We start from the raw sequence: 19520 nt of genomic DNA on the forward strand, positions 1-19520 counted from the left end.
ATGGCGCTGGAACTCTCCCCCGGGCATCGCGAGATCCGCGAGGCGATCCTCAGGACCTGCGCGCGCTTCGATGCCGACTACTGGCTCGAGAAGGACCGCGTGGGCGGCTTCCCTGTCGAGCTGCACCGCGCGCTCGCACAGGAAGGCTGGCTGGGCATCTGCATTCCGCAGGCCTACGGCGGCTCGGGCCTGGGCATCGCGGAGGCCGCGGTGATGATGCAGGCGATCGCGGAGTCGGGCGCGGGCATGAGCGGCGCCTCGGCCGTGCACATGAACATCTTCGGGCTGAACCCGGTGGTCGCCTTCGGCACCGAGGCGCAGAAGCAGCGCATGCTGCCGCCGCTGATCGCGGGCGAGGAGCGCGCCTGCTTCGCGGTGACCGAGCCTGACACCGGCCTCAACACCACGCAGCTGAAGACGCGCGCGCAGCGCGAGGGCGACCACTACCGCGTGCACGGCACCAAGACCTTCATCTCCACCGCGAGCAGCGTCGAGAAGATGCTGCTGCTGGCGCGCACCACGCCGCTCGAGCAGGTCAGGAGCCGCAGCGAGGGCCTGAGCCTGTTCTACACCACCATCGACCGCGCCTGCGTGGAGACCCGCGAGATCGACAAGATGGGCCGCAAGGCGGTGGACACCAACCAGGTCTTCATCGACGGACTGCGGGTGCCGGTGGAGGACCGCATCGGCGAGGAGGGCCGCGGCTTCCACTACATCCTGCACGGCATGAATGCCGAGCGCATCCTGGTCGGCGCCGAAGCGGTGGGGCTGGGCCGCGCGGCGCTGGCGCGCGCCACGCAGTACGCGCGCGAGCGCATCGTGTTCGACCGGCCCATCGGCCAGAACCAGGCGGTCCAGCATCCGCTGGCCGAGTGCTGGATGGCGCTGGAGGCGGCCAACCTCATGGTGTTCCATGCCGCCGGGCGTTTCGACCGCGGCGAGCCCTGCGGCGCCGAGGCCAACGCCGCCAAGTACCTGGCGGCCGAGGCCGGCTACAAGGCCTGCGAGACCGCGGTGATGACGCACGGCGGCTATGGCTACGCGAAGGAATACCACGTCGAACGCTACCTGCGCGAATCGCTGATCCCGCGCATCGCGCCGATCAGCCCGCAGCTGATCCTGTGCTTCATCGCCGAGAAGGTGCTCGGCCTGCCCAAATCGTACTGATCCTCGTACCGATCCGAACGGAGTGCCTCCTTGATCCAGCTGAACACCGGCTTTCATTTCGACGACCTGCCCCTCGGCACGCGCTTTCGCTCGCGCGCGCGCACCGTGACCGAGGCCGACCTCGTGAGCTTCATCAACCTGAGCTGGCTCCACGAGGAACTGTTCACCGACACCAGCGACCGCACGCACATGGCGATCCCGGGCCGGGTGGTGCCGGGCGCGCTGGTCTACGCCTTCGCCGAGGGCCTGATCACGCCGTCGATGCAGGGCACGGGGCTCGCGTTCCTCCATGCCGAACTCGACATCGCGGCGCCGACCTTCGTGGGCGACACCATTCATGTCGAATGCGAGGTGATCGAGCAGCGGGCCACCTCCAAGTCCGGCCGCGGCCTGGTGCGCACGCGCAACGTCGTGCACAACCAGCACGGCAAGGCCGTGCTGAGCTACACGCCGCTGCGCATGATGCGCATGCGCGACGGCGGGAAGGACTGAGATGCAGGACTTCCTCCAGGTCGAACGCGAGGGCGCGATCGCCATCGTGACCATGAACCGGCCGCAGACCCGCAACGCGCTGTCCGACCCCGATGCCATCGAGGCCCTGCTCGCGCTGTGCGAGGCCGTGAACCGCGACCTGTCGGTGCGCGTGCTGGTGCTGACCGGCGCGGGCCCGGCCTTCTCGTCGGGCGGCAATCTGAAGACCCTGCGCGACAGCGTGGGCAGCGGCCTCGGCGAGCCGGCGCACAGCCGCTACGCCTACCGCGACGGCATCCAGCGCCTGCCGCTGGCGCTGTGCAATCTCGAGGTGCCGACCATCGCCGCCGTCAACGGCCCGGCCCATGGCGCGGGCAACGACCTGGCCTGCATGTGCGACATCCGCATCGCCTCGCGCCATGCCGTGTTCGCCGAGAGCTTCGTCAAGCTCGGCCTGATCCCGGGCGACGGCGGCGCCTGGCTGCTGCCGCGCGCCATCGGCATGTCGCGCGCCTGCGAGATGGCCTTCACCGGCGAGGCCATCGATGCCGCGCAGGCGCTGCAATGGGGGTTGGTGTCCGAGGTGGTCGAGCCCGAGGCGCTGCTGCCCACGGCGCTCGGGCTCGCGCGCCGCATCGCCGCCAACCCGCCGCATGCCTTGCGCATGACCAAGCGGCTGCTGCGCGAGGCACAGCAGTCGCGGCTCGACACCGTGCTCGAGATGTCGGCCGGCTTCCAGGCCCTGGCCCATCACACGGCGGCGCACGAGTCCGCGCTCGACGCCTTCGTCGCGGCGGCCGAGGCCCGTTCCGCCGCACGCGCATCCGCATCCATCGAACCGGGGAAATGACCATGCCCATGCAACGACGCCACCTGCTGCACGCCGCCGGCGCGCTCGCCATCTCGCCGCTGATGCAGGCCGCGCGCGCGGCCGGCGAGCCCAACGCCTGGCCGCAGAAGCCGATCCGGCTCGTGCTGCCCTATGCGGCCGGCGGGCCCACCGACGTGGTCGCGCGCGCCATCGGCTTTCGGCTGGCGCAATTGCTCGGGCAGCCGGTGGTGGTCGACAACCGCACCGGCGCCAGCGGCAACATCGCGACCGAGTTCGTCGCGCGCTCGGCACCCGACGGCTACACCGTGCTCTATCACTCCTCGGGCCTGGCGATCAGTCCGGCGTTGCACCGGCGCCTGCCCTACGACACCTTGCGCGACCTCGTTCCCGTGGCGCTGCCGGCCCTGATCCCGACCGTGCTGATGGCCAGCCCGAAGCTGCCGGTCGGCAACGTCGAGGAGTTCGTGCGCTACATGCGCGCCAACCCGGGGCGGCTCAGCTATGGCTCGGGCGGGCAGGGCAATGTCACGCACCTGGGCGTGGCGCTGTTCCTGCAGGCGCTGCAGCTCGACGCGGTGCACGTGCCCTACAAGGGCACGGCGCCGGCCATGGCCGATCTGATGAGCGGGCAGACGCAGTTCCTGCTCGATGCCGTGAACTCCTCGCTGCCCTTCATCCGCGACGGCCGGGTGCGCGCGCTGGCGGTGGCCGGCAAGTCGCGCGTGGCGGTGCTGCCGGGCGTGCCCGCGCTCGGCGAATCGCTGATCCCGGGCTTCGATGCGCCGACCTGGCACGGCCTGCTGGTGCCGACGGGCACGCCGCCGGCCGTCGTGCAGGCGCTCAACGAGGCGGTCAACCGCGCGGTGGCCGATCCGGCGCTGCGTGGCCAGTTCGAACCGCAGGGCGTGCTGCTGCAGGCCTCCACGCCGGCCCAGTTCGGCAGCTACCTGCGCGCGGAACTGCAGCGCTGGGCCGGGGCCGTGCAGGCCGCGCGCATCGAGCCCGAGTGAACACGGGCACCATGCCCCTGATACCCGCGACAACAACGACAAGGACTTCGAGACATGACCATCCCCCGCTTCCTCCCGCGCTGGCTGCTGGCGCTACTGCTCGGCTGCGCCGCCACCCTGGCCGCGGCCGACTATCCCGACAAGCCCGTGAAGCTGATCGTTTCGCTGCCGCCGGGCAGCGGCGCCGACACCACCGCGCGCTTTCTCGCGCGGCACCTGAGCGAGAAGTTCGGCCAGCCCTTCCTGGTCGACAACCGCCCCGGTGCCGACAGCTTCATCGCCGCGCGCGCGGTGGCGGCCTCGCCGCCCGACGGCTACACCCTGTTCGTGGCCAGCAACTCGCCGATGGTGACCAACGTGGCCGTGTTCCGGCAATTGCCCTACGACGCGGTGAAGGACTTCCAGCCGCTCGCGCGCATCGCACGCTTCCCGATGGTGCTGGTGGTGCCGGCCAACTCGCCCTTCAAGACCCTGCAGGACCTGGTGGCCGCGGCGCGCCAGGCGCCGGGCAAGCTCAACTTCGGCAGCGGCACCGCCACCTACCGGGTCGCGCTCGAACTGCTGCACGAGCGCAACCAGATCAAGGCCACGGCCGTGCCCTACAAGGGCACCTCGGCCGCCATGACCGACCTGGCCGGCGGCAACATCGACTACACGATGGCCGAGGTCAGCGCCGTGATGCCGCTGGTGCGCGGCGGCCGGGTGCGCGCGCTCGCGGTCGCGGCAGGCGAACGCATCAAGGAACTGCCCGAGGTGCCGACCGTGAGCGAGAGCGGCACCGCCGGCTACGAGTCCTATGCCTGGACCGGGGTGTTCTTCCCGGCCAACGTGCCGCCGCCGGTGCTCGCGCGCATGTCGCAGGCGATCAAGGAACTGATGGAGGGCGACGACGCCAAGGCCTTCATCGCGGCGCAGGGCGGCACCGTGTTCTACGGCGCGCCGCAGCCCTTCGCCGAGTTCCAGCGTGCCGAGATCGAGCGCGCCCGGCGCGTCGTGCGCAGCGCCAACATCGGCTACGAAGATTGAGCCAGCGGCTGGACGGCAGCATGTGCGACCGCAATGAAATTGCGCGCGGCCGGCGTGAGCGCGTCGGCCAGCGTCGCCATCGCGATGCCCACGGTGTACTTCGAGGGCATGTCGGTCAGCGGCAGCAGGCGCACGCCGTTGCTGGCGTAGCGCTGCACCACGGCCGGCACCAGCGCCACGCCGAGCCCGCTCTCCACCAGGCCGAGGATGGTCTGGACCTGCACCGCCTCCTGCGCGATGCGCGGCCGCACGCCGGCATCCTGGAACACCTGCATCGTCAGCACGTGCATGGCGGGCACGAGGGTGCGCGAGTAGGCGATGAAGGGCTCGGCCGCGAGGTCGGCGATGGCGACCTTGCCGCGCTGCGCGAGCGCCGAATCGGCGCTCACCGCGAGCACCAGGTGATCGAGCTGCAGCACCGTGAGCAGCGCGGTGGTGGGCGACAGCACCGGGTGGCGCACCAGCGCGATGTCGAGCGAATGGTCCTCGATGCGGCGCAGCAGCTCGGTGGTGGTCGACTCCTCGATCACCAGGTCGACGCGCGGGTACTGGCGGTGGAAGCCGCGCACGATCTGCGGCATCAGCGAGTAGGTGGCCGAGCCGACGAAGCCGATGCGCAGCAGCCCCTGCTCGCCGGCCATGCCTTCGCGCGCGGCGCGGCGGATCTCGTCGGCATAAAACAGCGCGCGCTTGGCGTTCTGCAGCACGGCCTCGCCCGCGGGCGTGAGCTGCAGCCCGGTCGACAGGCGCTCGAACAGCAGCACGCCGAGCTCTTCCTCGAGCTTCTTGATCGACGTCGACAGTGGCGGTTGCGCCATGTGCAGCCGTTCGGCCGCGCGATGGAAGTTGAGCGTTTCGGACAGGACGAGGACCTGCCGCAGCTGGCGAAGCTCCATGGATGTGAATGTCTCGGTGATGGCGGCAGCCCGCCGATTATGTCGACCGCGTGCGCTCCGCGCAGCGGGGCAAAACCCCATGCCATCTCGAGGAGGGCGTCCCGATGAACCCGTTGCAATCCTTCGCGCTCGCCGCGATCCCCGCGCAGGACGAGGCGCTGCGCGCACCGGTGCGCGACTTCCTGCGCTCGGCGCTGCAGGGCGTGCCCGACGCGGTGCGCGCGCGCTCGTGGATGGGCTTCGATGCCGACTTCAGCCGTGCCCTCGGCGCGCGCGGCTGGATCGGCCTCACGCTGCCGACGGCCTATGGCGGCGGCGGGCGCAGCAGCTTCGCGCGCTTCGTGCTGCTCGAGGAACTGCTCGCGGCCGGCGCGCCGGTCTCGGCCCACTGGATCGCCGACCGCCAGACCGCGCCGCTGATCCTGCGCTACGGCACGCCCGCGCAGCGCGCCTTCTTCATTCCGCGCATCGTGCGCGGCGAGCTCTTCATCAGCATCGGCATGAGCGAGCCCGACACCGGCTCCGACCTCGCGGGCGTGCGTTCGCGCGCGGTGCCCACGGCCGGTGGTGGCTGGCGCCTGAACGGGCGCAAGATCTGGACGACCAATGCGCACCGCGCCCACTACCTGTGCGCGCTGGTGCGAACCTCGGGCGCGCCCGAGGACCGGCACCGGGGCCTGTCGCAGCTGCTCGTCGACCTCTCGCTGCCGGGCATCACGGTGCGGCCGATCCGCGACCTGAGTGGCGATGGCCATTTCTGCGAGGTGCTGTTCGAGGACGTCGAGCTGCCGGCCGATGCGCTGGTCGGCGAGGAAGGCGCGGGCTGGCAGCAGGTGACGGCCGAGCTGGCCTTCGAACGCAGCGGACCCGAGCGCATCCATTCGAGCCTGGTGCTGGCCGAGGCCTGGCTGGCGGAGCTGCGCCGCGCGCCGCGGGTGCCGGACGGCGCGCTGGCCGTGGCCGGGCGCATCGCGGGGCGCATGGCGGTGCTGCGCGCGATGTCGCTGAGCGTGGCGCGGCAGCTGGGGCAGGGCCTCGACCCGGCCTTCGAGGCCGCGCTCGTGAAGGACCTGGGCACCGAGTTCGAACAGGCCCTGCCGGGCTGGATCGAGGAGGCCTTCGATGCGCCCGGGCATCCCGTGCCCTCCGATGGGCTGCGGCAGACGCTGGCCTATGTGATGCAACTGGCCCCGAGCTTCTCGCTGCGCGGCGGCACGCGCCAGATCATGCGCGGCATCATCGCGCGCGGCCTGGGCGTCCGGTAGGAGGAGAACGGGATGAACGACGACATGCTGCTCGACGACTTCGAGCGTCCGCTGGCCGACCTGTGCACCGACGACACGCTGCGTGCCATCGAGGCGGGGGCTTCCGCCGAGGCGCTGTGGCAGGCCATCGACGGCCTCGGCTTCACCGACGCATTGCTGCCCGAGGCGCAGGGCGGCGCGGGCCTGTCGCTGCGCGAGCTGTTCGCACCGGCCTTCGCCGCGGGCCGCGCGGGGCTCGCGCTGCCGTTCGCCGAGACCGCCGTGGCGCGCGCCCTGCTGGCCGCGGCCGGCCAGCGCGAAGCGGGCGGCGACGGGCCGATCGCCATCGCACCGGCGGCGGCGCACGAAGGCGATGCCATCGTCTGCCGCGAGGTGCCCGGTGGCGCGCTGGCGCAATGGGTGCTGGTCGGCTGGCAAGGCCACTGGCTGCTGCTGCCGCGCGAACGCGCCGTGATGCAGCCCGGTGCCTGGCGCCCGCGGGTTTCGGCCACCCTGCACTGGGACACGCCCGCGCTCGCCGTGGCGCGCTTCGAGAGGGGCGACGCCGATGCCACGGCGCTGTGCAATGCGCTGCATGCCGCGGGCATGGCGGGTGCGATGGCGCGCGTGCTGGAACTCACCACGGCCTATGCGCAGGACCGCCGGCAGTTCGGCCGCCCGATCGCGCAGTTCCAGGCCATCCAGCAGGAGCTCGCGGTGCTGGCCGAGCAGGCGCATTCGGCCACGCTGGCCGCGCGCCTGGGCTGCAGCGCCGAGGGCTGGCAGCCCGATGCGTTGCTGGCCGCCGTCGCCAAGCTGCGCGCCTGCGAGGCCGCGCGCGGTGTCGCGGCCATCGCGCATGCCGTGTTCGGCGCCATCGGCATCACCGAGGAGCATGTGCTGGGCCTCTACACGCGGCGCCTGCACGAATGGCGCCACGCACCGGGCACCGAGGCGCAGTGCGCGCGCCTGCTCGGCGAAGCCGTGCTGGCACGGCCCGAGGGGCTGCTCGATGCCGTCCGGCTGCGGCTGGCGGCGGCGGTGCACGACTGAATCATCCAACGATCCGAAAGCGCGAATGACCGAACCGATGTCTCCCCCGACCCGCCAGGGTCCGCTCGCCGGCGTGAAGGTGATCGAACTCGCGGGCATCGGCCCGGGCCCGATGGGCGCGATGCTGCTGGCCGACATGGGCGCCGAGGTGCTGCGCATCGATCGGCAGACGCCGGCCGACCTCGGCGTCAAGCGACCGCTGCAATACAACCTGCTGATGCGCAACCGCCGCTCGATCGCGCTCGACCTCAAGGACCCCGAGGCGGTGGCGCTGGTGCTCGAACTGATCGAAGGGGCCGATGCGCTGATCGAGGGCTTCCGCCCCGGCGTCACCGAACGGCTGGGCCTCGGGCCCGAGGCCTGCCTGGCGCGCAACCCGCGCCTGGTCTACGGCCGCATCACGGGCTGGGGCCAGGACGGGCCGCTGGCGCAGGCCGCGGGCCACGACCTCAACTACATCGCGCTGACCGGCGTGCTGCATGCCATCGGCCGCAAGGACCAGCCGCCGTCGATCCCGCTGGCGGTGGTGGGCGACTTCGGCGGCGGCGCGCTCTATCTGGCGATGGGCGTGCTGGCCGGCATCATCGAGGCGCGGAGTTCTGGTCGCGGCCAGGTGGTCGATGCCGCGGTGGTCGACGGCGTGGTCCACATGGCCACGGCCTTCTTCGGCATGCGCGCGGCCGGCCAGTGGCGCGACGAACGCGGCAGCAACGTGCTCGATTCGGGCGCGCCCTTTTACGAGGTCTACGAATGCGCCGACGGCCTGTGGATCTCGATCGGCCCGATCGAGGCGCGCTTCCATGCCGAGCTGCTGCAGCGGCTGGGCATCGCGCCCGAGGCGATCGGCACGCAGCTCGATCCGCGCGACTGGCCGCGCGCGCGCGCCGTCTTCGCCGCGGCTTTCCGCACGCGCACGCGCCAGGCCTGGTGCGAGCTGCTCGAGGGCAGCGATGTCTGCTTCGCACCGGTGCTGTCCTTCGGCGAGGCGCCCGCGCATCCGCACCTGCAGGCGCGCGGCAGCTTCGTCGAGATCGAGGGCGTGACGCAACCGGCACCGGCCCCGCGCTTCAGCCGCACGCCCTCGGGCCGGCCGACCGCGCCGCAGGCGCCGAGCGACGACGGCCTCGAAGGCTGGCTCGCGCCGGCGCGCATCGAGGCCTGGCGCCGCGCGGGCGTGATGGGCGTGATGGGCGCGATGGGCGTCTCGCCCGCTCAGCCCCAGTCGTAGAGCGGTGGCTGGCGGTTCGCGAAGCGCGCCGCGGCCTCCGCATGGAAGGCCGTGGTCAGCGCCACCGCCTGCTGGTGCGCCTCGATCTCGCCCATGGTCTGGTAGTCGACATCGAAGCTGCGGTTGAGCGAGCTCTTGATCATGCCGAGCGCTTCGCGCGGACCTCGTGCCAGCCGCGCGGCCAGCGCATGCGCCGCCGGCAGCAGGTCTTGCGGCGCATGCACCGCGTGCACCATGCCCATGGCCCGGGCCTCCTCGGCGCCGAAGCGGCGCGCCGTCATCGCGAGTTCCTTCGCGCGCGCCAGGCCGAGCAGCCGCGGCAGCATGTAGAAGGCGCCGAAGTCGGGCACCGCGCCGATGCGTGCGAAGGCGCAGCAGAAATCGGCGCGCGTGGAGGCGAGCACGAAGTCGGCCATCAGCGACAGCGACAGGCCCGCGCCGTAGGCGGCGCCGTCGACCGCTGCGATCACCGGCACGTCGAGCGAGCGCAGCCGGTCGAGCCAGCCGCGGTGCACCGCCAGCAGGCGCTGGCGCGTGGCGGCCGCCACGCCGGGTTCGCTGGCGCGCGACAGCATGGCCTTCACGTCGCCGCCGGCGCAGAAGCTGCCGCCCGAGCCGGTGAGGATCAGCACGCGCACTTCGGGCGTGCGCTCGACCAGCTCGAGCACCTCGATGTAGTCGGCGCGCAGTTCGAGCGACATCACGTTGCGCACCGCGGGCCGCTGGTGCGAGAGCTCGGCGATGCCTTCGCGCACGCGCAGGCACGATTCGCGCAGCGTGCGCTCCAGGGGCGCGGCGCCCTCGGGGGTGTCAGCGGATCTCATCGCCGACCAGCTTCGCGAGTTCGCGGTAGCGCACCGCCTCGTCGGCGATCAACTGCGTGAATTCCTTGCGGCCGGTGCCCACCACCTCGCCGCCGCTCTGCTGCGCGAGCTGCGCGCGCACGGCCGGGTCGGCCATCACCTTGCGCATCATCTCCTCGAGCTTGCGCGCCACCGGCGCCGGCGTCTTGGCATGGATCGCGAAGCCGATGAAGGTGTAGAGCGTGTAGCCCGGGTAGCCCGCTTCCTGCACCGTGGCCACCTTGGGCAGCAGCGGATGGCGCGTGGCGCCCGCCACGGCCAGCGCGCGCACCTTGCCCGCGTTCACCAGCGGCGCGGCGCCCGCGATGTCCATCAGCGCCAGGTCGACCGCGCCGCCGACCACGTCGGTCACCGCCTGCGAGGCGCCCTTGTAGGGCACGTGGTTGAACGCGATGCCGGCGCGCTGGCCGAGGTCGAGCGCGCCCAGGCGGTAGGTGTTGCCGTAGGTGCCGAGGCTGACGCCGCCCTTGTCGCGCCGCGCGGCGGCGACCACGTCGGCCAGGCTCTTGTAGCGCGAGTCGGGCGAGGTGATGAGCACGGCCACGTGGCGCGTCATGTTGAGCACCGGCAGCAGGTCCTCGGGGCGGTAGGGCAGGTTCTTCACGAACAGCGGATTGATCACGGTCGCGCTCGGGCTCACCAGCACCACCGTGTAGCCGTCGGCCGGCGCGCTCAGCGCGGCCTGCGTGCCGAGCGTGAGGTCGGCGCCGGGCTTGTTCTCCACCACCGCGGGCTGGCCCGCGACCTCGCGGAAGTGCTCGGCGAAGGTGCGGGTCATGGTGTCGCCGCTGCTGCCGGGCCCGATGGGCACGATGAAGCGGATCGGGCGCGACGGATAGTCGGCGGCCTGCGCGCGGGCCGGCGGCGTCGCCGTCAGCAGCGAGGCGCAGGCGAAGGCGGCCGCGATCCACGCGATCCTGGCGTTGGGCATGGTCTTGTCTCCTGTGGTTCTTGTCGCGTTCCACGATAGCGACAGGACCCCGCGCAAGCCATGCGGAATGGGGCAATCAGCTATGCGCGATCCGGGCACCGGGCCGCGCCGGACGTACTCAGGCCGGCTGCGTCTCGCGCGCCTGCAGCAGCCGCAGCACGCGCTCGTGGTGGTCGCGCAGCACCGACACCACGCAGCGCTCGACCGCGAGGCTCGCGCGGTTGATGCGGTGCTTGGCGCCGGTGGCGCAGAAGGTGTGCAGCGTCAGCGCGGGGCTCACGATGCGCGCGCTGGCGAGGTCGCGCTCGTCCTTCGACAGGTAGTCGACCACGCGGTGCACCTGGATGATGGCGTAGCGCCCGCTGTGGCGCACCACGTCGCGGATCATCGCGCCCGAGTTGATCTCGAGGTCGGCGCGCAGGTCGAGATCCATGCCCTTGGCCATCTCGCGCACCACGGCCTCGACCGGGTTCGGCGTCGGCGGTATGACGAGCGGAATGCCGCTGAGCGCCGACAGCGGCAGCGTGGGCTGGCGCATCAGCGGCGAGTCGCGGCGGCCCAGCAGCACCAGGTCGGAGGAGAACAGCAGCTGGGCCTGCGCGGGCGGCTCGGCATGGCAGCTGTTGAACACGCCCACGTCGAGCTTGCCGGCGGCCAGCCGGTCCATCACGTCGCGGCTGTAGCTCTCGTGGATCACCAGCCGGATCTTCGGGAACTGCTCGGTGATGTGGTTCACCAGCGTCGACACCGGCCCTTCGGCGGCCCAGCGCGGCAGCGCGATCTCGACCGTGCCCGAGGGCTGTTCGTTGGTGGAGGAGGCGAGCTCGAGGAAGCCGGTGGCGCCGTCGAGCAGGCCGTGCGCCACGGGCAGCAACGAGGAGCCGAGCTCGGTCAGCAGCACGCCGCGGCCGGTGCGGTTGAAGAGCCGGCCGCCCACCAGCTCCTCGAGTTCGAGCACGCGCCGGCTCAGCATGGACTGCGAGCATCCGCGCAGCAGGGCGGCTTGCGAGAAGCTGCCCGATTCGGCCGTGGCGACGAAGGCCGAGACGTTTTCGATCTTCAGATCGTCGGCCGCGCGAACCAGCAACTTCACTTTCTGTCTCCTCCCGGCAGCAGGACTTGCGGCCTGCAATTTTCACATAGCAGGCATGCGCGGTGCAGGGCTGCGAGGCCGCTTCGCGGGTTCTAGAGTCCGGGTATTTACCCTAGAGCGGCGGTTCGCGTCGCATGCGCGATGACGACTTCCGACGCCTCCCTCTCCTCGCCCGCGCGGCGCCTGCTTCACACGCGCGAAGTGCTCTGCCAGGGCTACGAGCGCGACGACGGCCTGTGGGACATCGAGGCGCGCATGAGCGACGTCAAGACCCATCCGATGCACCACGACGACGGCCGCGTGCGCCTGCCCGCGGGCCGCTTCATGCACCGCATGGGCCTGTGCCTCACGGTGGACGAGGGCCTGCGCATCGTCGCGGCGCGCGCCTGGACCGAGCATGCGCCCAATGCCGAGTGCATGGACATCGGGGCGTCCTACGAGGCCCTCGTCGGCCTCTCGATCGGGCCGGGCTTCACCTCGCGCGTGAAGGAGCGCTTCGGCGGCGCGGCCGGCTGCACGCACCTGACCGAGCTGCTCGGTCCCGTGGCCACCACCGCGTTCCAGACGCTGTTCCCGGTGTTCGAGCAGCGGCGCCGCGCGCGCTTGCGGAGCGACCCCGAAGGCGCGGCGCGCACGCGGCCGCCGCTGCTCGACAGCTGCTTCGCGCTGCGCGCCGAGGGCGAGGTCGCGCGCGGGCGCTGGCCGGCCTTCGCCAAACCTGCATAGCTGCCATCCGCATCGCGTGGGTACGCCACGCGGCCTCGCTGCCTACATTGAACGCATCCCGTTCGTTGTTGAACCGGATCGAACATTCACAGGAGACGAAATGGCAGGAGTTCTGGAAGGAAAGGTCGTGCTCGTGACCGGCGCGGGCCGGGGCGTGGGACGCGAGATCGCGCTGCTGGCGGCGCGGCAGGGTGCGAGCGTGGTGGTCAACGACCTCGGCGGCGCGCCCGACGGCGAAGGCGAGGGCACGATCGATCCCGCTTCGGAGGTGGTGAACCTGATCCGCGCCGAGGGCGGCAAGGCGGTGGCCAACGGCGACAGCGTGTCGAATGCCGACGCCGCGGCGCGCATGGTGCAGGCCGCGATCGACAACTTCGGCCGGCTCGACGGGGTGGTCAACAACGCGGGCATCCTGCGCGACCGCATGTTCCACAAGATGAGCACGCTCGACTGGCAGCAGGTGATCGACGTGCACCTGCAGGGCACCTACCACGTGAGCCGCGCGGCCGCGATGCTGTTCCGCGAGCAGCAGTCGGGCGCCTACGTGCACATGACCTCGGCCGCGGGGCTGGTCGGCAACATCGGCCAGGCCAACTACTCGGCCGCCAAGCTCGGCATCGTCGGCATCTCGCGCTCGATCGCGCTCGAGATGGCGCGCTGCCACGTGCGCTCCAACTGCGTCTCGCCCTGGGCCTGGAGCCGCCTGATCGGCACCCTGCCCGCGGAGACCGAGGAGCAGAAGCGCCGGCTCGAGCGCTTCAAGCAGATGACGGCCGACAAGATCGCGCCGATGGTCGTGTACCTGCTGTCGGACCTCGCCGCGGCGGTGAGCGGCCAGATCTTCGGCGTGCGCAAGAACGAGATCATGCTGTTCAGCCAGCCGCGGCCGCTGCGCACCGTGCACCGCTCGGAGGGCTGGACCGTCGAGAGCATCGCCGAGCACGCCATGCCCGCGATGCAATCCAGCCTGGTGCCGATGGAAAGCGCGCGCGAGGCCTTCGCATGGACGCCGGTGTGAGTCGCGCGATGGCCTTCGATCCCGACAAGCTGCTGCAGCGCCGCTTCGCGCCGGTGGCGCAGAGCTACACCGCCAAGGACTCGATCCTCTACGCGCTGGGCCTGGGCTTCGGCCGCGACCCGCTCGATGCGCGCGAGCTGCCCTTCGTCTACGAGGAACGGCAGCAGGCCGTGCCGACCCAGGCCGCCGTGCTCGGCTATCCGGGCTTCTGGATGAAGGAGCCCGACACCGGCATCGACTGGCGCAAGGTGCTGCATGCCAGCCAGTCGGTGCAGCTGCACCGGCCGCTCGCGCCGGCCGCCACCGTGATCGGGCGCACGCGCGTCAAGGCGATCCTCGACAAGGGGCCCGAGGTGGGCGCGCTGTTCTTCGTCGAGCGCACGCTCGAGGACAGCGACGGCGAACTGCTGGCCACGGTGGAGCAGGCCGTGATGGCGCGCGGCAACGGCGGCTTCGGCGGCGCGAGCGGCCCGTCGCCCGCCGCGGCCAAGGTGCCCGACACGCCGCCCGACCATGTGTGCGACCTGCCGACCTCGCCCTCGCAGGCGCTGCTGTACCGGCTCTCGGGCGACCTGAATCCGCTGCATGCCGACCCCGAGGTGGCGCGCGTCGGCGGTTTCGAGCGGCCGATCCTGCATGGCCTGTGCACCTACGGCATCGCCTGCCATGCGCTGCTGCGCACGCTGTGCGGCTACGTGCCGCAGCGGCTGCGGCGCATCGACACGCGCTTCACCTCGCCGGTGTATCCGGGCGAGACGATTCGCGTCGAGATCTGGGGCTCGCAGGGCGAGGTGCGCTTTCGCGCCACCGCGCTCGAGCGCCAGGTCATGGTGCTGAACAACGGCCTGGCCGTGATCGACGCTGCCGAGGGAGGCGCGCGATGAACGGCATCGTGGCCTTCGGTGCCTACGTTCCGCGGCTGCGCCTGCAGCGCGAGGCCGTGGTGCGCGCCAACGCCTGGTTCGACGGATCGCTGGCGGCGCACCGCGCGGGCGAACGCGCCATGTGCAACTTCGACGAGGACGCGGTCACGATGGCGGTGGAGGCGGCGCGCGACTGCCTCGGCGCGCTCGATGCGGCGAAGGTCGACGACCTGCAGCTGGCCTCGACCTCGCTGCCCTATGCGAGCCGCCTGAACGCGAGCATCGTTGCGCAGGCGCTGAACCTCGGCGAGGAGGTCGGCGCGATCGACGTCACGGGCTCGCAGCGCGGCGCCACCTCGGCGCTGATGCAGGCCCTGCGCGGCGGCGCGGGCCGCCGCACCCTGGTGGTCGCGAGCGACCGGCGCAAGGCCAAGGTGGCCAGCGCGCAGGAACTGCTGTACGGCGATGCGGCCGCGGCGGTGCTGGTCGGCGACGGCGAGGTCATCGCGCAGCCGCTGGCCATGGTGAGCCGTACGGTCGACATGGCCGACCACTACCGCGGTGCCGGCGCCGCCACCGACACCTACTGGGAGGAGCGCTGGATCCGCGAGGAGGGCCATCTGCGGCAGGTGCCGCCGGCCATCGCGGATGCGCTCGCGCAGGCCGGGCTGACGGCGGCGCAGGTCGACCGGCTGTGCATTGCGCTGCCGCACAAGGGCGTGCCACAGCGCCTGGCCAAGCTCGCGGGCATCGCCCCCGAACGCCTGCACGACACGCTCGCCGCGAGCGTCGGCAATGCCGGCGCGGCCCATCCGCTGCTGATGCTCGCGCATGCGCTGGGCGAGGCGGCACCGGGCCAGGTGCTGGTGCTGGTGGCCTTCGGGCAGGGCGTGGACGTGCTGGTGCTGCGCACCACCGAGGCGCTGCGCGCGCGGCCGCCGCGCACTGGCGCGCAGGGCTGGCTGGCGCGCGGCAGCGCCGAGCACAACTACATGAAGTTCCTGGTCTTCAACGACCTGCTGCCGCTGGAGCGCGGCATGCGCGCGGACAACGACAAGCTCACGCCGCTGAGCGTGGAGTACCGCCACCGCAAGACGGTGCACGGCTTCGTCGGCGGCCGCTGCGGCGCCTGCGGCACCGCGCAGTGGCCGCGCACCGACATCTGCGTCAACTCGGCCTGCGGCGCCACCGGCACGCAGCAGGACCTGCCGTTCGCCGACACGCCGGCGCGCGTCATGACCTACACCGCCGACCGGCTGGCCTATTCGCCGAGCCCGCCGGCCTGCTACGGCATGGTGCAGTTCGAGGGTGGTGGGCGGCTGATGATGGATTTCACCGACGTGGACGAACAGCAGCTCGCCGTCGGCCTGCCGATGCGCATGAGCTTCCGCATCAAGGCCGTCGACACCGCCCGCGGCTACGTCCGCTATTTCTGGAAGGCGGCCGTCGCAGGTCCGCAGGAGAACACGCATGGCAACGGGAATTCGTGACAAGGTCGTCATCCTCGGCATGGGCTGCTCGCGCTTCGGCGAGCGCTGGGACTGCAGCGCCGAGAACCTCGCGGTGGAGGCCTTCACCGAATGCCTGGCCGACGCGGGCATTGGCAAGGAGCAGCTGCAGGCCGCCTGGCTCGGCATGGGCATCGAGACCCAGCACCTGGGCAGCGGCGGCGTGCCGCTGGGCGTGACCTTGCGGCTGCCGAACATCCCGGTGTCGCGCGTGGAGAACTTCTGCGCCTCGGGCTCGGAGGCATTGCGCGGCGCGGCCTATGCGGTGGCGTCGGGCGCCTGCGACTTCGCGCTGGCCTTCGGCATCGAGAAGCTCAAGGACACCGGCTACGGCGGCCTGCCGCAGCGCCCGCGCGGCCCGTTCAACGACATGGTGTGGCCCAACATCAGCGCGCCGGGCTCGTTCGCGCAGCTGGCCAGCGCCTACCGCGCCAAGCACCGCATCGACGCGAAGGACCTCAAGCGCGCGATCGCCCACGTGTCGGTGAAGAGCCATGCCAACGCGGGCCGCAATCCCAAGGCCCACCTGCGCAACCCGATCACCATGGACGACGTCATCCACTCGCCGATGATCGCCGAGCCGCTGGGCCTGTACGACTGCTGCGGCGTGTCCGATGGCGCGGCCTGCGCCATCCTGACCACGCCCGACATCGCGCGCGGCCTGGGCAAGAAGGACCTGGTGGCGCTGAAGGCACTGCAGCTCGCGGTCTCCAGCGGCAGCGAGGCCTCGTTCGACGACTGGGACGGCAGCTACTTCCAGACCACGCGCGTGGCCTCGGCGCGCGCCTACGAGGAAGCCGGCATCCGCCGCCCGCGCGAGCAGATCGACCTGCTCGAGGTGCACGACTGCTTCTCCATCACCGAGCTGGTGACCATGGAGGACATGCACATCTCGCCCGAGGGCCGCGCCTCGCACGACGTGCTCGACGGCTTCTACGACGCCGACGGCACCATGCCCTGCCAGATCGACGGCGGCCTCAAGTGCTTCGGCCATCCGATCGGCGCGACGGGCCTGCGCATGGCCTACGAGATGTACCTGCAGATGCAGGGCCGCGCCGGCGCCCGCCAGCGCAGCGACGACCCGTCCCTCGGCGTGATCCACAACCTGGGCGGCTTCCCCTGGCAGAACGTGTGCAGCGTGTCGGTGCTGGGCAAGTACGGCGCCTGACGCGGCGCCGGACGACAAACACAAAGGAGACATACCGTGCTGATGGACGAATACCGATCGCCCTGGCGAACGCCCGAGGTCGAGCAGTTCCAGGAAACCGCGCGCCGCTTCTGGACGGCCGAGCTGATCCCCCACGTGGAACGCTGGGAAGCCCAGGGCCACATCGACCGCGGCGTGTGGAGGCGGCTGGGCGAGATGGGCTTCCTGCTGGCCGACCTGCCCTCCGGCTACGGCGGCGGCGATGGCGACTACGCGCACCTGGCCGCGCTGGTGGAGACCAGCGCCGCGTGCGGCTTCGGCCCGGGCTTCGGCCCGCACTACATCGTGGGCCACTACCTGCACCACTACGGCAGCGAGGCGCAGAAGCGGCGCTGGCTGCCGGGCATGGCCAGCGGCGACATCGTGGCCTCGATCGGCATGTCCGAGCCCGGCGCGGGCTCCGACCTGCAGGGCATCCGCACGCGGGCGCGGCGCGATGGCGAGCACTACGTGATCGACGGCTCGAAGACCTTCAACACCAACGGCCACCATGCCGACCTGGTGATGCTGGCGGTGAAGACCGACGCGGCGCTGGGCGCGAAGGGCGTGTCGCTGCTGATGGTCGAGACGCGCGATCTCGCGGGCTTTCGCCGCGGCGCGCCGCTCGACAAGATCGGCCTGAAGGCGCAGGACACGGTGGAGCTTTTCTTCGACCAGGTACGGGTGCCGGTGTCGAGCCTGCTGGGCACGGGCGAGGGGCAGGGCTTCGCGCAGATGATGTCGCAGCTGCCCTACGAGCGCATGCTGATCGGCATCCGGGCCGTCTGCAACATGGAGCGCGCGCTCGAGCTCACGCTGGCGCACGTGCACCAGCGCCAGGCCTTCGGGCAGCCGCTGTTCAAGCTGCAGAACACGCGCTTCGAGCTGGCCGAGATGAAGACCGAGGCCACGCTGGCGCGGCTGTTCGTCGACCAGTGCATCGGCTGGCAGCAGGAGGGGCGGCTCGACGCGGCCACCGCCGCGATGGCGAAGTGGTGGGGCACGCAGAAGGAGTGCGAGACCATCGACCGCTGCCTGCAGCTGTTCGGCGGCTACGGCTTCATGCGCGAGTACCCGATCGGGCGCATGTTCGTCGATTCGCGCGGCCAGAAGATCTACGGCGGCGCCAACGAGGTGATGAAGGAGATCATCGCCCGCCAGCTGGTGCCCCGATGAGCGCCGAGAACCACACCGGGAGCGGCCCGCTCGCGGGCCTGCGGGTGCTCGACATCGCGACCGTGCTGGCCGGCCCCTTCGCCGCCACCCTGCTGGCGGACTACGGCGCCGACGTGCTCAAGCTCGAGCTGCCCGGCAAGGGCGACGGCATGCGCGCCTTCCCGCCCTTCAAGGACGGCAAGAGCATCTGGTGGAAGGCGGCGCAGCGCGGCAAGCGCTTCGGCACGCTCGACCTGCGCCGGCCCCAGGGGCTCGCGCTCTTCAAGCAGCTGCTGCCGCAGTTCGACGTGCTGATCGAGAACTTCCGCCCCGGCACGCTCGACCGCTGGGGCCTGGGCAAGGAGGTGCTGTGGGCGCTGAAGCCCAACCTCGTGATCCTGCGCGTCACCGGCTTCGGCCAGACCGGGCCCTATTCGGAGCGCCCCGGCTTCGCGCGCATCTTCGAAGCGATGGGCGGGCTGACCACGGTCACCGGTCACGCGGACGGCGAGCCGATGCATGCGGGCGTGCCGCTGGGCGACTCGATCGGCGGGCTGTTCGGCGCCATCGGCATCCTGACCGCGCTGTGGCCGCGCGCGCGCGACCCCTCGTTGCCGGGCGAGGAGATCGACCTCTCGCTGACCGAGTGCATCACTCGGCTGCTGGACTTCATGCCCGGCGTCTACGAACAGCTCGGCACCGTGCCCACGCGCAGCGGCAACCGCAGCCCCTATTCGGCGCCCTCGGCCGTCTACCGCACGCGCGACGACCGCTGGGTGTCGATGGCGGGATCGATCAACTCCATGTTCGCGAACAACTGCTGCGCCATCGGCCGGCCCGAGCTGATTGACGACCCGCGCTTCGCCGACAACGCGAGCCGCGTGGTACACGAGCAGGAGCTCAACCGCATCTTCATCGACTGGTGCGCGGCGCGCGATCTCGAGGAGGTGCTGGCCGCCTTCGCGCAGGCCGGCGGCACGCTGGCGCCGATCTACGGCATCGACCAGGTGGTGAGCGATCCGCAGGTGCGCGCGCGGCGCTCGATCGTGCCGGTGCCCGACCGCGACTTCGGCAGCCTCCAGATGCCGGCGGTGGTGCCGCGCTTCGCCGGCAGCCCGAGCGCGCCGCGCCATGCGGGCGCGGCGCTCGGGCAGGACAACTCGCAGGTGTACCGCGAGCTGCTCGGCCTGCCCGACGACACGCTCGCGCAGTTGCGCGCCGACGGCGTGATCTGACCCCCTCACCAGAAC

19 protein-coding genes are annotated in these 19520 nt (G+C 71.5%); 15 read left to right on the plus strand and 4 right to left on the minus strand.

Annotated features, from left to right (window positions below; translation table 11 throughout):
- Genes AC07PU_RS39210 through AC07PU_RS39230 form a run of 5 tightly spaced genes read left to right on the plus strand, consistent with a single transcriptional unit; the run spans position 1 to position 4506 of the window.
- Positions 1–1167 carry an acyl-CoA dehydrogenase family protein gene (locus tag AC07PU_RS39210; protein WP_495323274.1) on the plus strand — a complete coding sequence of 389 codons (1167 nt, stop codon included), beginning with the start codon at positions 1–3 and terminating at the stop codon, positions 1165–1167.
- 30 nt (positions 1168–1197) lie between these two features.
- Positions 1198–1659 (plus strand): MaoC family dehydratase, encoded by a 462-nt coding sequence (locus AC07PU_RS39215; RefSeq protein WP_093346246.1) that lies wholly within the window; start codon positions 1198–1200, stop codon positions 1657–1659.
- Position 1660: 1 nt separating this feature from the next.
- The gene (locus tag AC07PU_RS39220; RefSeq protein WP_296786901.1) at positions 1661–2488 is read left to right on the plus strand and encodes a crotonase/enoyl-CoA hydratase family protein; all 828 of its coding nucleotides are present in this window, start codon (positions 1661–1663) and stop codon (positions 2486–2488) included.
- A gap of 2 nt (positions 2489–2490) precedes the next feature.
- Positions 2491–3480 carry a Bug family tripartite tricarboxylate transporter substrate binding protein gene (locus tag AC07PU_RS39225; RefSeq protein ID WP_208512739.1) on the plus strand — a complete coding sequence of 330 codons (990 nt, stop codon included), beginning with the start codon at positions 2491–2493 and terminating at the stop codon, positions 3478–3480.
- Between the two features lie 54 nt (positions 3481–3534).
- Positions 3535–4506: a Bug family tripartite tricarboxylate transporter substrate binding protein gene (locus AC07PU_RS39230; protein WP_203206606.1), complete on the plus strand. Its 972-nt coding sequence runs from the start codon at positions 3535–3537 to the stop codon at positions 4504–4506.
- On the opposite strand, the gene AC07PU_RS39235 is transcribed toward AC07PU_RS39230, so the two are convergent.
- Complete coding sequence (locus tag AC07PU_RS39235; RefSeq protein ID WP_093346256.1) at positions 4494–5402, minus strand: LysR family transcriptional regulator; 909 nt, start codon at positions 5400–5402, stop codon at positions 4494–4496. The genes AC07PU_RS39230 and AC07PU_RS39235 overlap by 13 nt on opposite strands.
- A gap of 104 nt (positions 5403–5506) precedes the next feature.
- Here AC07PU_RS39235 and AC07PU_RS39240 point away from each other — a divergent pair, with 104 nt between their 5' ends.
- Genes AC07PU_RS39240 through AC07PU_RS39250 form a run of 3 tightly spaced genes read left to right on the plus strand, consistent with a single transcriptional unit; the run spans position 5507 to position 8927 of the window.
- A complete protein-coding gene (locus AC07PU_RS39240) occupies positions 5507–6667 on the plus strand; it encodes an acyl-CoA dehydrogenase family protein (RefSeq protein WP_495323276.1) in 1161 nt (386 codons plus the stop codon).
- 12 nt (positions 6668–6679) lie between these two features.
- Positions 6680–7699 (plus strand): acyl-CoA dehydrogenase family protein, encoded by a 1020-nt coding sequence (locus tag AC07PU_RS39245; RefSeq protein ID WP_495323277.1) that lies wholly within the window; start codon positions 6680–6682, stop codon positions 7697–7699.
- 37 nt (positions 7700–7736) lie between these two features.
- The gene (locus AC07PU_RS39250) at positions 7737–8927 is read left to right on the plus strand and encodes a CaiB/BaiF CoA transferase family protein (RefSeq protein ID WP_495323278.1); all 1191 of its coding nucleotides are present in this window, start codon (positions 7737–7739) and stop codon (positions 8925–8927) included.
- Here the strand turns inward: AC07PU_RS39250 and AC07PU_RS39255 are convergent.
- The 3 genes from AC07PU_RS39255 to AC07PU_RS39265 form a co-directional block, all read right to left on the minus strand.
- Positions 8912–9751, minus strand: a complete 840-nt coding sequence (locus AC07PU_RS39255; protein ID WP_495323279.1) for an enoyl-CoA hydratase/isomerase family protein — start codon at positions 9749–9751, stop codon at positions 8912–8914. The genes AC07PU_RS39250 and AC07PU_RS39255 overlap by 16 nt on opposite strands.
- Positions 9738–10721, minus strand: coding sequence for a tripartite tricarboxylate transporter substrate binding protein (locus tag AC07PU_RS39260; protein WP_495323281.1), 984 nt, complete (start codon positions 10719–10721; stop codon positions 9738–9740). The genes AC07PU_RS39255 and AC07PU_RS39260 overlap by 14 nt, the downstream gene beginning before the upstream one ends.
- A 118-nt stretch (positions 10722–10839) precedes the next feature.
- Entirely contained in the window at positions 10840–11814 is a 975-nt protein-coding gene (locus tag AC07PU_RS39265; RefSeq protein WP_177239409.1) for a LysR family transcriptional regulator, read from the minus strand.
- Between the two features lie 141 nt (positions 11815–11955).
- Between AC07PU_RS39265 and AC07PU_RS39270 the strand changes: the two genes are divergently transcribed.
- The 7 genes from AC07PU_RS39270 to AC07PU_RS39300 all read left to right on the plus strand — a co-directional run bounded on the left by AC07PU_RS39270 (position 11956) and on the right by AC07PU_RS39300 (position 19505).
- A complete protein-coding gene (locus tag AC07PU_RS39270; protein WP_495323282.1) occupies positions 11956–12540 on the plus strand; it encodes a DUF2889 domain-containing protein in 585 nt (194 codons plus the stop codon).
- 100 nt (positions 12541–12640) lie between these two features.
- Positions 12641–13558, plus strand: a complete 918-nt coding sequence (locus AC07PU_RS39275) for an SDR family NAD(P)-dependent oxidoreductase (protein WP_495323283.1) — start codon at positions 12641–12643, stop codon at positions 13556–13558.
- A gap of 8 nt (positions 13559–13566) precedes the next feature.
- A complete protein-coding gene (locus AC07PU_RS39280; protein WP_495323284.1) occupies positions 13567–14442 on the plus strand; it encodes a MaoC/PaaZ C-terminal domain-containing protein in 876 nt (291 codons plus the stop codon).
- Entirely contained in the window at positions 14439–15911 is a 1473-nt protein-coding gene (locus AC07PU_RS39285; protein ID WP_495323285.1) for a 3-oxoacyl-[acyl-carrier-protein] synthase III C-terminal domain-containing protein, read from the plus strand. The genes AC07PU_RS39280 and AC07PU_RS39285 overlap by 4 nt, the downstream gene beginning before the upstream one ends.
- Positions 15892–17097, plus strand: coding sequence for an acetyl-CoA acetyltransferase (locus AC07PU_RS39290; RefSeq protein WP_093346284.1), 1206 nt, complete (start codon positions 15892–15894; stop codon positions 17095–17097). Before AC07PU_RS39285 ends, AC07PU_RS39290 begins: the two co-directional genes overlap by 20 nt.
- Positions 17098–17139: 42 nt before the next feature.
- Positions 17140–18291, plus strand: a complete 1152-nt coding sequence (locus AC07PU_RS39295; protein WP_203208485.1) for an acyl-CoA dehydrogenase family protein — start codon at positions 17140–17142, stop codon at positions 18289–18291.
- Positions 18288–19505 carry a CaiB/BaiF CoA transferase family protein gene (locus AC07PU_RS39300; RefSeq protein ID WP_495323286.1) on the plus strand — a complete coding sequence of 406 codons (1218 nt, stop codon included), beginning with the start codon at positions 18288–18290 and terminating at the stop codon, positions 19503–19505. The genes AC07PU_RS39295 and AC07PU_RS39300 overlap by 4 nt, the downstream gene beginning before the upstream one ends.
- Positions 19506–19520: the final 15 nt, after the last annotated feature.

The sequence above is a fragment of the Variovorax sp. GW821-FHT10D07 genome (assembly GCF_059415325.1).